Source organism: Bacillus sp. SCT118 (assembly GCF_058566435.1).
The window spans coordinates 1060353-1074325 of record NZ_CP191225.1 but is presented as its reverse complement, the minus strand read 5'-3'; the positions used below and the strand labels follow the sequence as shown (position 1 = coordinate 1074325).

At 43.0% G+C, this 13973-nt stretch carries 13 protein-coding genes, 1 pseudogene and 1 riboswitch; of the genes and pseudogenes, 5 read left to right on the top strand and 9 right to left on the bottom strand.

All coding sequences use genetic code 11. The annotated features are described in order from the left end of the window. Nucleotides 1-34: 34 nt before the first annotated feature. The 3 genes and pseudogenes from ACQVGT_RS05365 to ACQVGT_RS05355 all read right to left on the bottom strand — a co-directional run bounded on the left by ACQVGT_RS05365 (nucleotide 35) and on the right by ACQVGT_RS05355 (nucleotide 2648). Nucleotides 35-556, bottom strand: a pseudogene (locus ACQVGT_RS05365) (GNAT family N-acetyltransferase). A 17-nt stretch (nucleotides 557-573) separates the two neighbouring features. Then, complete coding sequence (gene floT, locus ACQVGT_RS05360) at nucleotides 574-2103, bottom strand: flotillin lipid rafts scaffold protein FloT (RefSeq protein WP_015384468.1); 1530 nt, start codon at nucleotides 2101-2103, stop codon at nucleotides 574-576. A 20-nt stretch (nucleotides 2104-2123) separates the two neighbouring features. After that, a complete protein-coding gene (locus ACQVGT_RS05355) occupies nucleotides 2124-2648 on the bottom strand; it encodes an NfeD family membrane protein (RefSeq protein ID WP_015483608.1) in 525 nt (174 codons plus the stop codon). Nucleotides 2649-2815: 167 nt separating this feature from the next. Between ACQVGT_RS05355 and ACQVGT_RS05350 the strand changes: the two genes are divergently transcribed. Then, the gene (locus tag ACQVGT_RS05350; RefSeq protein ID WP_003242867.1) at nucleotides 2816-3304 is read left to right on the top strand and encodes a DinB family protein; all 489 of its coding nucleotides are present in this window, start codon (nucleotides 2816-2818) and stop codon (nucleotides 3302-3304) included. Between the two features lie 5 nt (nucleotides 3305-3309). Here the strand turns inward: ACQVGT_RS05350 and ACQVGT_RS05345 are convergent, their stop codons facing one another. From ACQVGT_RS05345 to betB, 3 genes are all read right to left on the bottom strand, one after another. Then, nucleotides 3310-3888: an MOSC domain-containing protein gene (locus ACQVGT_RS05345; protein ID WP_015483609.1), complete on the bottom strand. Its 579-nt coding sequence runs from the start codon at nucleotides 3886-3888 to the stop codon at nucleotides 3310-3312. 87 nt (nucleotides 3889-3975) lie between these two features. Further along, nucleotides 3976-5184 carry a choline dehydrogenase gene (gbsB, locus tag ACQVGT_RS05340; protein WP_015483610.1) on the bottom strand — a complete coding sequence of 403 codons (1209 nt, stop codon included), beginning with the start codon at nucleotides 5182-5184 and terminating at the stop codon, nucleotides 3976-3978. 16 nt (nucleotides 5185-5200) lie between these two features. Next, nucleotides 5201-6673, bottom strand: coding sequence for a betaine-aldehyde dehydrogenase (betB, locus tag ACQVGT_RS05335; RefSeq protein ID WP_015483611.1), 1473 nt, complete (start codon nucleotides 6671-6673; stop codon nucleotides 5201-5203). Nucleotides 6674-6871: 198 nt separating this feature from the next. On the opposite strand from betB, the gene gbsR reads away from it, so the two are divergent. From gbsR to ktrB, 4 genes are all read left to right on the top strand, one after another. Continuing rightward, entirely contained in the window at nucleotides 6872-7414 is a 543-nt protein-coding gene (gbsR, locus tag ACQVGT_RS05330; RefSeq protein WP_014477778.1) for a transcriptional regulator GbsR, read from the top strand. 196 nt (nucleotides 7415-7610) lie between these two features. Continuing rightward, nucleotides 7611-8156 (top strand): biofilm surface layer hydrophobin BslA, encoded by a 546-nt coding sequence (bslA, locus tag ACQVGT_RS05325; protein WP_003243556.1) that lies wholly within the window; start codon nucleotides 7611-7613, stop codon nucleotides 8154-8156. A gap of 144 nt (nucleotides 8157-8300) precedes the next feature. Continuing rightward, a riboswitch (cyclic di-AMP (ydaO/yuaA leader) is annotated at nucleotides 8301-8449 on the top strand. A gap of 72 nt (nucleotides 8450-8521) precedes the next feature. Continuing rightward, the gene (gene ktrA, locus ACQVGT_RS05320) at nucleotides 8522-9190 is read left to right on the top strand and encodes a potassium uptake protein KtrA (RefSeq protein WP_003228942.1); all 669 of its coding nucleotides are present in this window, start codon (nucleotides 8522-8524) and stop codon (nucleotides 9188-9190) included. 6 nt (nucleotides 9191-9196) lie between these two features. After that, nucleotides 9197-10534 carry a Ktr system potassium transporter KtrB gene (gene ktrB, locus ACQVGT_RS05315; protein WP_046340262.1) on the top strand — a complete coding sequence of 446 codons (1338 nt, stop codon included), beginning with the start codon at nucleotides 9197-9199 and terminating at the stop codon, nucleotides 10532-10534. 35 nt (nucleotides 10535-10569) lie between these two features. On the opposite strand, the gene ACQVGT_RS05310 is transcribed toward ktrB, so the two are convergent. The 3 genes from ACQVGT_RS05310 to ACQVGT_RS05300 form a co-directional block, all read right to left on the bottom strand. Continuing rightward, nucleotides 10570-10833, bottom strand: coding sequence for a YiaA/YiaB family inner membrane protein (locus ACQVGT_RS05310; RefSeq protein WP_003222348.1), 264 nt, complete (start codon nucleotides 10831-10833; stop codon nucleotides 10570-10572). Between the two features lie 108 nt (nucleotides 10834-10941). After that, a complete protein-coding gene (lytG, locus tag ACQVGT_RS05305) occupies nucleotides 10942-11790 on the bottom strand; it encodes an exo-glucosaminidase LytG (protein WP_003228938.1) in 849 nt (282 codons plus the stop codon). 159 nt (nucleotides 11791-11949) lie between these two features. Beyond that, nucleotides 11950-13485 (bottom strand): MFS transporter, encoded by a 1536-nt coding sequence (locus ACQVGT_RS05300; RefSeq protein ID WP_015384473.1) that lies wholly within the window; start codon nucleotides 13483-13485, stop codon nucleotides 11950-11952. Between the last annotated feature and the right edge of the window lie 488 nt (nucleotides 13486-13973).

The following is a 13973-nucleotide window of genomic DNA, read 5'->3' as shown; positions in this document are numbered from 1 at the left end:
AATCCCCCAGCGAATTCCGCTGGGGGATTGTTCGTTATCTGTTAAGAAGTGTTTTTAAAGCTGAAAGATACGGCCAGCCAAGACCTACTTCTTTCAGCCTTACTCTGTCAATTTCAAAGTTGTCCTCCGCTACTCTTTCAGGAGAATAGGCCTGATAAAATATAATCGAGGGATTCTGCTCAATAACCCAAACAAACATACTTGAAAAACCATGTTGAAGCAAAAACTCCGCTCCTTTTGCTAAGAGCGCCCTGCCTGCACCTTATCGCTGGCGCTCTTCCAGAAGATAAATAGCGTATAACTCGCCGTCATAGACTTCTTGTTCAGAGCGAATAGGTCCAAATGAAGCAAAGCCGAATACTGAACCCTTTTCGTCCTGAGCAACAAATACTCCCTTTAACGAGCGACTTTTCCATTTGTCTTCAAATTCCTTATAGTTCAGGCTGTTTAAATAATCAATCGGGATAATTTCGTGGTATGTTGTCCTCCAGCTGTCTACATGCACTTTTGCAATGTCCTTTATATCCTCTAACTTCGCTTCACGTACAGTTACCATACGGTTCTGCCCTTTCCTTACTCTGATTTTTGGATCGTTTTGGCTTCTTTGATTTCATTGGTTAATTCATTAATGCTTTGTTTTACGTTTCCTTTTCCTGAAAAGTTCTCAAGCATTTCTTTTACATCAATTCCCGAGGATGCTTTTAAACTTTCTTGCAGACTTGACATTAAGTTCGTCGCATAGCTGGTTACTTTGTTTGCTCCGCTTGATTCACCGCTTCCTCCTGTATCGACAACGGTGATTTTATCAATATTTGAAAGAGGTGCCGCTGCTTGTTTCGCGTATTCCGGAAGCATTTTGACAATCATATCGAAAATCGCCGCCTGCCCGTACTGTTCAAAGGCAGCCGCAATTTTCTCTTTTGCTTCCGCTTCTGCAAGACCTTTCAGGCGGATAACCTCTGCCTCTGTCTCTCCTTTCGCTTTTTCCGCTTCTGCTTTTGCTAGCCCGTCAATTCTTACTTTTTCCGCCTCAGCCTTTGCCATTGCTTCAATACTGTACTTCTTGGCATCGGCTTCCGCGAGCTGTTTGGCTTTCTCAGCTGCTGCGGACTGCTCAACAGAATAACGGTCTGCATCGGCTTTTTTCTTTACCTCTGAGTCGTATTGACGTTCACGGCGAAGAATTTCTTTTTCTTCTAGTTCTATTTGTTTTTGGCGTTCGATAATTTTAACCTGCATTTCCTGCTCTGTGACTTGCTGGCGCGCTCTGGCAGTCTCTAAATCATATGCCTGGTCGGCATTCGCTTTTGCCGTATCTTGTTCTCTGCGGAATTCAGCCATTTTGAGCTGATTGAGTTTTTCAGCTTCAGCGATTTCCGTCGCCCGTTCAAGTTCTGATTTTTTTGCGTCTTTATCGGCTTCTGCCCGCTTAATTCGGGTTTCTTTATCAGCCTCTGCTGTTGCGATATCAGCATCGCGTTTTACTTGGGCAATTCTCGGTTTCCCTAATGATTCAAGATAACCGTTTTTATCACGAACATCTTTAATGGTAAACGAGACGATTACAAGCCCCATTTTCGCGAGATCCTGTGAAGCGACACGCTGCACCTCTTGAGAGAATTTTTCTCTGTTTTTATAGATTTCTTCTACTGTCATTGAGCCGAGAATGGAACGAAGGTGGCCTTCTAAAACCTCCCGCGCTTCCTGCTCACGGTCGTCTTTTGATTTCCCTAAAAATTGTTCGGCCGCTGTAGCGATTTCTCCTATAGAACCGCCGATTTTAATAATCGCAGTTCCATCGGCCATTACTGGCACTCCTTGTTCTGTATAGACTTCAGGTGTCGAAACATCGAGTTTGCTTGATAATAAGCTTAGCGGCTCTGCCTGCTGGAAGACGGGAAGGACAAAGGTTCCTCCGCCGCGGACGATTTTAATACGGTTGCCGCCTTCATCGACATGAACATTTTTATTCCCCAGATAGCTCCCTGTTACAATTAACGCTTCATCAGGCCCTGCTGTACGATACTTCGTAATAAACACAGCTATTAGTGCAATTAATAAAAAGAATACAACTCCGATGATCATTATAATCGGCATTGTCATATCAAATTCCTCCTTTTATGTTAAATGGGTTCATGCGGAGTAACCGAAAGAACTCCGTTGTTAATATCTACGACTAACACCGTTGTCCCGTAACTGATCTGCTGATTATCAAAACTGACCGCTGACTTTGAAATGGTGCCTCCTATCCCTTCTATGACCACTTCACCAAACCCGTCAACCGGAACAGCTGTAATCACTTTACCGAGTCTTCCTCTGAGATCATCTTCTCTATATGCCAATGATTCTTCTGCAGATGATAATGGTACCAGTACAAAGATGTGAAGCAATACCACCAGCATGATTGAAAGGATGCAAGATAAAAGCGCAATCAGCAAGCTTGACAGAGGCAATACGAGTTCACCTATATATCCGCCCGCTGAAAAACATGTGAAAAATGAGAGCACTAATGTCGGATTAAGAAACGGAATGCCTTCCAGCAGCCCTGCAAATACATCTCCGAAAAACAGAAATAACAGCGTAAGGCTGCCCGCAATAATAAGCGTATAAAGATAAATTGTTTGTATAGGTACTCCAAATAACTCCAATTTCCTCATCCTTTCTTCATCAATGCATTGATGAACGGCTGCCGTTACCATTTATACGAGACACCACGGGAAAAGTTTCAAAATTTTAAGACAAATAACCCATTTGAAGTGCTTTATAAATGATAATTGCTTATATATATGGTAATGTCATTTTAGGAGGAGATATGATGAGTATCTTTAATGAAGCCAGATTAGAAACGTGGAACGAATTGAAAGGACTTTCTGACGAAAAGCTGAACCAAAAGCCTTCTGCTGAAGAATGGAGCATACGGGAAGTTCTTGACCATTTGAAAAAAATCGATATGACCGCACAAAAAATGTTGAAGGAACGTGTAAAGGACGCTCCGATTAAAGAAATTGAAGAAAAACCGCTTGAGGTAGCACAGGACAGAAATAATAAACGGAAAGCCCCGAGTCATCTTGAGCCTGCGCATGATTTTATTTCAGGCAGCCAAATGAAACGTGAGCTTGATGTGGTAAGAGAGCAGCTGACTGCTGCGATTGCCTCTCTGAAAGAAGAAGATTTTGAAAGAGTGCTTCCGCATCCTGTGTTTCAAGAGCTGACTGTCAGACAGTGGATCGATTTTATCGGCCATCATGAAAAACGGCATCTCAGCCAAATGAAAGAAATTAAAGAAAAGATAGAAAGGGCCTGATTTCATCAGACCCTTTCTGCTTTTCGTTTGACTTTTCGCTGATAGGAATGAACTTCTATTTTATCACCTGTGTAAACAGCACCAGGTCTCTCCACAATACAGACAATCCCTCTAATGCCAAGTGCGTGGCGGACGAAAGCCGGCGCGAGCTTCGGTTGGTCCGGATAATAAGACTGAATGACTTCTCCCGGCTGGATACACGGATCATTTTCGCCCTCACACAGCAGAGCCGCTCCGCTCGGAAAAATAATCCGGCTTCCTTCTTTTAATGAAGTAAGATCTGGCATACCGCTGACTGCCACATTCGCCCCGAGCCATTCCGGCAAAATCCTCGGCACTCCCATTTTTAAAGCGATTTCGTTGCATTCCTCTATTGAAACAATTGAAATTTGTCTGCGGTTGAAAATTTCAGTCCCTCTTGAAAACATTGGTTCTCTGGCTCCCGCTTTTTTGGTCAGACCAAAATGCAAGTCTCCGGGGATGCCGCCATAATCAAAATCAAGCTTGTCCATTTGCTTTGTTACGAAGCTTTCTGTATCTGCGATATATAAGCCTTCCGCTTTTGCAGTCATACGCTTCCACATCAGCTGGCACCTTCCTTCTTATCTAAAATTCCCACCTATGCTTCATTATCCCAAAAAATCCCGCTCTGTAAAGGAGCGGGATTTTGATTATACCGTTTTAGGCGTAAGGTTAAAGCAGCGTTTGTAGATCCAGTTGTATGCTTTTTCATTTAAATCTCTAGGGTTTCCGAAGGTTTGCGGATCTTTCATTGCTTCTTTAGACAAGCGTTCGATCATATTAGGTGATACTCCCTGCTCTTCTAAAGTCGGCACTTCTAAATCTTCGACCAGATCATACATCCAATTGACAGATGCTTTCGCAGCTTCTTCTGTTTTCATCTTGCTTGTATCAATACCGAACGCTTTCGCAATACGCGCAAACTTCTCAGGATAGCCCTTCCAGTTGTATTCCATGACAGGGCCCATCATCGCCGCTACACATTGGCCGTGAGCGACTGGGATAATACCGCCAAGCGTTTGGCTCATCGCATGAGCCGCGCCCGCTGATTCACTTCCGTAAGAAAGACCAGCAAGCATCGCAGCCTGCGCCATTCCGTACCTTGCTTCCAGATCCTCTCCGTCAGCAAATGCCCTCTTAATGTAATGAGCAGCATACTCAATCGCCATTAAGGCAACCGCATCCGTGATTGGCTGTGCAAATTTCATTGTATAGCACTCAATGGCATGGGCGAGCGCATCAATTCCCGTCATAGCTGTTACATGCGGAGGCATTGAAACATGAAGCTCAGGATCAATGATGGTCAAGTGCGCTGCAATCAGCGGACCGCCCGTGTTGAATTTGAATTCTCTTTCTTCATCTGTGATAACCGCCCATTGGGTTACTTCTGATCCTGTTCCAGCTGTAGTAGGAATTGTCGTCAGCGGAGGAATGCGGTTTTCCAGCGGTTTTTTCCCATCTGCCGCTTCATAATCAAGCACGCTTCCTTCGTGAGTCGCTTCTACTCCGATTGCTTTTGCTGTATCCATGGAGCTTCCGCCTCCGACTGCCACCAAACCATTACAGTTCTCTTTTTTGTAAAGCTCAGATCCTTCATTCACCAGACGGACAGGCGGGTTTGGCTCAACTTTATTAAAGAGCACCACTTCAATGCCTGCTTCTTTAAGTGATTCGATTACAGGATCAGCAACACCGGCTTTATAAATCCCTGGGTCTGTGACAAGGAGCGCTTTTGAAACGCCCAGTGCAGCTACTTCCTCACCCGTATGCTTGATGGCTCCGATTCCATGCTTAATCACAGTCGGAATTTCAAATGTGTGGAATTTCTGCATGCTTTCTACCTTCATATTTAATGTCATCATCAATCTCCCCCTCTTATGAATTGAACCAGTTAACCGCTGCCGGTTTTGTATTGCGGTATACATGTTTGACTTCTGTGTATTCTTCAAGGCCTATTTTTCCAAGCTCGCGTCCGAACCCGGATTGCTTATATCCGCCCCATGGCGCTTGTGCAAAGTACGGATGAAAATCGTTGATCCAAACGGTTCCCATTCTCAAGCGGGCTGCTACCCGTTCGCACTTTTCAATATCTTTTGACCATACCGCTCCAGCCAAGCCATAGATGGTATCATTCGCAAGCTCGATTACCTCTTCTTCAGAGCTGAAGGTTTCGACTGTCAATACAGGACCGAAAACCTCTTCCTGAACGATTCTCATGTCAGAATTACAGTTTGAGAAAATAGTAGGTTCATAGAAAAAGCCGTTTTGAAGCGCAGGATCTTCCGGGCGTTTGCCTCCTGTCTCCAGCTTCGCGCCTTCCTCTATTCCGATCTCTACATATTTTTCTACCTTTGCCCTGTGCTCCGCCGAAATAAGCGGACCGCTTTCTGTCTCAGCATGAAAACCGTTTCCGAGTTTTATGCGTTTTGCCCGTTTGACCAGCTCCGCCAAAAATTGATCATGAATGGCATCCTCAACAAGCAAGCGGGAACCTGCAGAGCATACTTGGCCGGCGTGGAAAAATACAGCGTTTAAGGCCTGATCAACCGCAACTTCTAAATCCGCGTCCTTGAAAACAATATTTGGGTTTTTCCCGCCAAGTTCAAGGGCGATTTTTTTGACGTTTCCGCTTGCCGCCCGCATGATTTTTTTGCCTGTTTCAATTCCGCCCGTAAATGAAATCAAATCGACGTCTTTGTTTACGGCAAGCTCGTCGCCCACTGTGGCTCCCGGTCCAAGAACAAGATTTGCGACACCTTTTGGAACACCGGCTTCTTCCATCAGCTTAAAGACTTTGATTGTCGTCAGCGGCGTAATCTCACTCGGCTTCATGACGATTGTGTTTCCTGCAGCCAGTGCAGGGGCGATTTTCCAGCTCGCTTGAAGGAGCGGATAATTCCATGGAGTAATCTGGCCGCAAACCCCGATTGGCTCCCTAATAATTTTGCTTTCTGAATCAGGAATCGGAGATGAAATGATCTCTCCGCCATCTTTGTCTGCCAAGCCGGCGTAATATTGAAAAACATTGGCGATATCGTCCATATCGGCCTTGCTTTCTTCGAGTGTTTTTCCTGTATCAAGAGATTCAAGCTCAGCCAGCTCCTCAAGATCGCGTCTGATTAATTCCGCAATTTTCAGAACAATTTTCCCGCGTTCAAGCCCGGATAGCGATGACCATTCTCCTTTGTCAAATGCTCTGCGTGCGGCTGCGATTGCTTTGATGGCGTCCTCTCGCCCTCCCTCGCTTACAGTTGCAATTTCTTCTTGATTAAATGGGTTGATAATACTGCGGATCTGTTCTTTTTCGGCACTGATCCATTCTCCGTCAATGAATAATGTTTGACTCATATAAGCCTCCTTGACGTAAATAAAGTTTGTTAAATAAAAATTTAATGTTTTTAACAACCTTAATCTAACATATGGTTTTTAAACTGTCAAAGTCCCATTTCGATTTTTCTTTTTGACTTTTCCTCATGTTTCGTTAAGATAAAGAACATAAAGAAATAACTTAACGAATTTAATTTTCTAAAGGAAAAGAGGGTCAGTATGGATGAAAATCCAGAATTTGCAGCTATAGAACAGGCTCGGGATCTTGTTATTGACTCCATTGCTGAAACGATGGATCTTTACGGAATTACCCGCAGTGTCGGGATTTTATATGGGACGATGTATATGAGGGATGAGATGACGCTTGACGAAATGCGTGAGGAGTTGCAAATGAGCAAACCAAGCATGAGCACAGGCGTCAAAAAGCTTCAAGACTTAAATGTAGTGAAAAAAACATTTCACCGGGGAATCCGCAAGCATACATTTGTGGCTGAAAAGGATTTCTTTAAATTTTTCACAAATTTCTTTCCACCTAAATGGGAGCGGGAGGTTCAAGTGAATGTAGCAGCGATCGAGGAAGCTCAAGCTGATTTACAAAAGGTTTTAAGCAAGGAAGATCTCGATGAGGATATCAAAAATGAGGCACTGCAGTTATACGATCAGCTGGAAAGCTCTAAAGCTTACTATGACTGGCTGAAACGGCTTGCTGAATCGGTGCAGACCGGAGAAATTTTTAAATTTATACCGATCGAAACAAAGTAAAGCAGAAAACGTCTGGGAAACCAGGCGTTTTTTTGATGTAACTACTACAAATTTGAAAAATACGGGAAAAACACCCCATTTACTTCCAAAATATTTGATGGTAATTTTATGTAGGTAAAATTTGTATTTGGCCTTCAGAGGAGGTGAAAAGCGGGCAGGCCTGTTTAATTTATCATTTTTTAGGGGGAATTTTGTTATGAAACGCAAATTATTATCTTCTTTGGCAATTAGTGCATTAAGTCTCGGGTTACTCGTTTCTGCACCTACAGCTTCTTTCGCGGCTGAATCTACATCAACTAAAGCTCATACTGAATCTACTATGAGAACACAGTCTACAGCTTCATTGTTCGCAACAATCACTGGCGCCAGCAAAACGGAATGGTCTTTCTCAGATATCGAATTGACTTACCGTCCAAACACGCTTCTCAGCCTTGGCGTTATGGAGTTTACATTGCCAAGCGGATTTACTGCAAACACGAAAGACACATTGAACGGAAATGCCTTGCGTACAACACAGATCCTCAATAACGGGAAAACAGTAAGAGTTCCTTTGGCACTTGATTTGTTAGGAGCTGGCGAATTCAAATTAAAACTGAATAACAAAACACTTCCTGCCGCTGGTACATATACTTTCCGTGCGGAGAATAAATCATTAAGCATCGGAAATAAATTTTACGCAGAAGCCAGCATTGACGTGGCTAAGCGCAGCACTCCTCCGACTCAGCCTTGCGGTTGCAACTAATGTAAAAGACCGGTTAACGCCGGTCTTTTTTGCGTTTTACCCTCCCCTTTTTCTCTAATCCCCGTTATCTTTTTTCTGGTTTAAAATTTAAATTGACAAACACTAGAAACAGGAGTAAATTCTTGAGTGTTCAATTTCATACAGTCTCTTTTACCGCTTAATCAAACACGAACGGGGGAACCAACGATTGGCTGTTTTATTAACAGCCTTGGGGTGAATCTTACTAAGTAAGAGGGGGTACTCTGAATCCCTAATCCGACAGCTAACCTCGTAGGCGTATACAGAGAGGAGGTCTATTATCGGCCATTCTTTGCAATGGTCTTTTTTGCTTCAAAAACGTTAATTCACTAAGGGAGATATGAACATTGGGAAGAATTAAAAATAAGCAATTTGCCGTGATCGGGCTGGGCCGGTTTGGCGGCAGCATTTGTAAAGAACTTCATAGAATGGGGCATGAGGTCCTTGCGGTTGATATCAACGAAGAAAAGGTCAATGCATATGCTTCTTACGCCACTCATGCGGTAATTGCCAACGCCACCGAAGAAAACGAATTGCTTTCATTAGGAATACGCAATTTTGAATATGTGATTGTTGCCATCGGAGCAAATATTCAAGCGAGTACGCTGACCACCCTATTATTAAAGGAGCTTGATATTCCAAATATTTGGGTAAAGGCTCAAAACTATTATCATCACAAGGTGCTTGAAAAAATCGGCGCTGACCGCATTATTCATCCTGAAAAAGATATGGGGGTTAAAATCGCACAAAGCCTTTCAGACGAAAATGTTTTGAATTACATTGATCTATCTGATGAATACAGTATTGTCGAGCTGCTGGCTACGCGCAAGCTTGATTCAAAATCGATTATTGACCTGAATGTAAGAGCAAAGTACGGCTGCACGATCCTGGCCATTAAACACCATGGAGATATCTGTCTTTCCCCCGCGCCTGAAGACATCATTCACGAGCAAGATTGCCTGGTGATCATGGGCCACAAAAAGGATATTAAACGTTTTGAAAACGAAGGGATGTAGACAAAGGTGACACTTCAAAAGGATAAAGTGATCAAATGGGTTCGGTTTACACCGCCTCAAGTGCTTGCCATTGGTTTTTTCCTTACCATTATCATCGGGGCTGTCCTATTAATGCTTCCGATTTCCACTACGAAGCCATTGTCATGGATAGATGCCCTTTTTACTGCGGCTTCCGCTACAACTGTTACAGGGCTTGCTGTTGTCGATACCGGTACTCAATTTACGGTATTCGGGCAAACAGTAATTATGGGGCTGATTCAGATTGGCGGGCTTGGATTTATGACATTTGCGGTCTTGATCGTCATGATATTAGGAAAAAAAATCGGCTTAAAAGAACGAATGCTCGTCCAGGAAGCCTTAAACCAGCCGACAATCGGCGGTGTCATTGGCCTTGTCAAAGTCCTGTTTCTGTTTTCGATCAGTATTGAATTGATAGCAGCACTCATTTTATCCATCAGGCTTGTACCTCAGTACGGCTGGTCATCCGGCTTGTTTGCCAGTTTGTTTCACGCAATATCTGCTTTTAACAATGCCGGGTTTTCGTTGTGGCCTGATAATTTGATGAGCTACGTTGGCGATCCTACAGTAAACCTCGTGATTACTTTCCTATTTATTACAGGAGGGATCGGATTTACGGTTCTGTTTGATGTGATGAAAAATCGGCGTTTTAAAGCTTTTTCTTTACATACAAAGCTCATGCTTACAGGAACGCTGATGTTGAATGCGATTGCTATGCTTGCGATCTTTATTTTAGAATACAGCAACCCTGGGACGCTCGGCCACCTGCATATAGTGGATAAACTGTGGGCGTCCTATTTTCAAGCGGTGACGCCGAGAACCGCAGGCTTCAATTCTCTAGATTTTGGAAGCATGAGAGAAGGAACAATTGTATTTACTTTATTATTGATGTTTATCGGAGCAGGAAGCGCATCAACGGCGAGCGGCATTAAGCTGACTACGTTCATCGTGATTTTAACATCTGTTATTGCTTACTTGAGAGGTAAAAAAGAAACGGTTATTTTCCGCCGTTCCATCAAATATCCGATTATCATTAAAGCTTTAGCTGTGAGCGTCACCAGTTTGTTCATCGTGTTTTTAGGGATTTTCGCCCTGACGATCACAGAACAAGCGCCATTTCTTCAAATTGTGTTTGAAACCTTTTCCGCATTCGGAACTGTCGGCCTTACGATGGGGCTTACTCCTGAACTGACAACAGCTGGCAAGTGTATCATTATTGTCATCATGTTTATCGGAAGAATTGGTCCTTTAACGTTCGTGTTTTCATTCGCAAAAACAGAGCAATCAAATATCCGTTATCCTGACGGCGAAGTGTTTACAGGGTGATATCAAAAAATCCGGCGTGCAGTCGCCGGATTTTTTTATGATTCGATATGAGATTGATTTTGTCTTTTTTCCTGTTCCGCGATGATTTCATTATCCTCCGCGTTATCACGGGTTACTTTTTGTGTAAGAATCGCACCAACTGCTACAAGTATCATAACAGCGATGTAATAACCTTTTTCATTGAGTTCCAGATTATCAGCATTATAGAGTCCGATACTAAACAAAAATACTCCCGCAAAAAAAGTAAAATAAGCTAATACTGTAAAGGCAACCGTGTTTCTGCGTCTATATTTCTGCACCTTTGTTCCCTCCCGAAAGCATAGTTAAAAAGTGATAACTTCCGTGGAATATTATACCTCAAATTCCCCAGAATGGAACAAAGAATTAAAAATACCAGTAAAAAGGGCTTAGGTTGCCTCCTTTATTTCAACAGCTGAATCATCAATCCAGCCAATAAGTTTATCATTGATTTGGAATTGGTACCATACAGACTGGCCTTTCTGTTTTTTAGACACAACCTTTATATCTTTGCCGACGTAAGATTGGGCAGAGGTAAGCCTTATGGACCGATCATCAGTAGAAGGCTTGGACCATACATCTTGAACGGCACTGTCTTTAATAGAGGCGTTTAAATCCACAGATTTGAGGGATGGATTTACCTCATCGTACTCATCTAAATCGTATTTTTCCACAATAGCGCTGATTTTGTCAGCGTAGTCAGGATCTGTAGCATATCCTGATGTTTGCAGGGCGGTTGCCGCTTCCTTATAATTCCCTGCCTCAAGCACCGGTTTATACTTCTTTTTATTCCACGATGTGCCACGGACGAACAATTGGGCGTGATCATCCATAGATTCAAAAAACGTGCTGTATTTTCGAAACTTCGCGCGAATGGTTTTTCTTTTCCCTTTTTCAACTTCGTCCGTTTCCATCGTGACATGATGGCCTTTATAATTCCCTTTTACGCCAAAAAGGTTGTTGGCCTTAGCAGCCAGTTCACTGTTCCCCCAGTCCGATTCGAGAATGGCCTGAGCAATTGTGATGCTGGGGAGAACATGGTATTTTTCATACAAAATTTGGGCATGTCCGGACAGACTGTCTATAAACACTTGCTGTTCATCGATTTCTTCAGTTTCTTTGGATATTTCAATCGGTTTTGATAAAGTTGTCGCTAAAACAAACAGAGCTAGCGGAATCGATACAAGGAAAAATAGTGAAATCAAGAGTTTACGTTTTTTAAGTTTTTTACGGGCCATGAAAACCTTCCTTCGAATTAAAAGATTACGAATGTAAAAGAATCTACCTTTTAGAATTTTACTTGCACTTCTAATATTTTTCAATTCTTTAGGGATAAAGTTGGGAAAAGATTGCAAAATAAAAACCTTTTCGCTCAATGAAAAGGTTTTACCATGTTTCTATTTTTGTAAATTTCTGAGTGCATTCCGATATTCCGTATCATTTATTACTTTATATGAATTGACGGTTGCCTTCGACAAACCTTGTGCTGAGACGGCCTGTTTTTCCGGAGCTGTTTTCGCTTTATCATGTGGTTTATGTGCCAGCTTGTGCCCCATTCCAGTGGCATTCATACAAAATGACAGACAGACGAGCAGCACGCTAAGGATAAAAGAAATGAAGAAGAGATCATGATAAGCAGTCATCATAGAATCCTGTACCGAACCGCTTTGTCTGGCAGCATCTTTTTTCGTGAAAAAGCCGATGAGAATGGGAACTCCCATATAGACAAACAATCTTAAAAACTGAACAGCTGTCATTCTCTTGACCAAATCAGGCAGCGGGCCTCCCATGGCAGCTCCCATCAGCCCTGCGGCGACTGTCAGGCCTGTTCCCGCTGCAAGCATGATAAACAGTGCTGCGAACATATAAAGAGATGATCGATCCTGTATATGCAGCCATTGAAAATTCACAAAAACGAGAATAAGTCCGCCAATAATACCGAGCATCCCTGGTCCGACTTTATCATATAACAGAGCGCTCAAAATGGCCGCGATCGCCACTCCGATTAAAAGAGTCAAGTTTAAAAAAATGAGATGCTCCTGAGAAATATCATACATTTGACGGAGCAAGCCTTGAAAAGCAGACAGGCTGACAGCTACCGTTATCGTCCCTGCAGCTATGATCAATAAGCCAAGCACCGGTTTTGGCAGCAGCATCAGTTTAATAGATATGAAGGGGTTTTTCACTTTATATTCCACAATCAATAGACCAATGAGCAAACATAACGTCACCCCGAAACCAATCCTTACATAACCCGATGACAGCCCCCATTTTTGCAGAAAAATGAATGAAACCGCTGAGGCTGCGGCAAGGAAAACAGATAAAAGAATTCCCGCACGATCAAGCGGCTGTTCTTGATCCGACGCCCCGTGATGCTCGTCATGAAGAAAGAAATAGCTCACCGCGACACCGATCAGGGACAAGGTGCCAAAGATGAAAAACAGCCATCTCCAATGCCCGCAGCTTGTTGCAATGGTTCCCAGGATGGTGCCGATGATAACAGAACCATAGAATCCCCCGATCAGCACAAGCAGTGCATAGTTCCTGCGTTCAATCGGGAATGACAGTACAAGCATTGGAATCATAATCATCAGCATGACGCCTGTTGCCGCCCCCTGTAAAAAGCGCCCTGCCGCCATCCATGCAATATCGCCTGAACATGCGATGAGCAGTGAGCCTAGTATAAAGACAGGTAATGAAGCCAGATAGACGGGACGAGCACCGAATTTTTTCCTCAGCAGCGGTCCTGCCGGAACTAGTAAGGCAAAGGCCATATTGCCGATCAATATTGGATTTACTGATGTGAAGCCACTTGTTCCAACCGCTTTCTGAACAAGGCCTTGAACTGACGACAATGCCGTGTTAGACATCAATCCCGGCCCGACCGCTAAGACGGCGAGCAAAGAAATCATCCAATAGTGTTTTGTCTTCATGTTGTCATTCCTTCCTATATGAATACATGCGAAACACATCATTTTTTGAAAACAAAAGAAGCTAATAGATTTTGCATACCATTAGCTTTCATTCTAATATTCTCCCTTTCAGGGGAAATGATATTATTTTATTATAATTATGTGAATGAATGAGCATATAATCAAATATTATTTCAAATCGATTGTGTTTTGTCAATGGAGTAAATTTCAAGCACAACATAGAAAGTCTGAAAGCTTTTCCCCGATATTGTGTTTTGGAGCCAAGGGGCCTAGAACTGCACTTATGGATCCCTGCTCGTTCCCTCAAGCGAATTAAAGCAGGCCGTTTTAATCCTTTCAATCCACTATTCCAACTAATAAACTCGAATTAGTTGGTGATAAGACAACATTTTGGCCGCACATTTTTTTGTGTTCACTGGGCGTTTGCCGCCTCTAAATTGTATATGGGTAAATACCATGAATTAACCTATGAAATACCAATGTAAGGA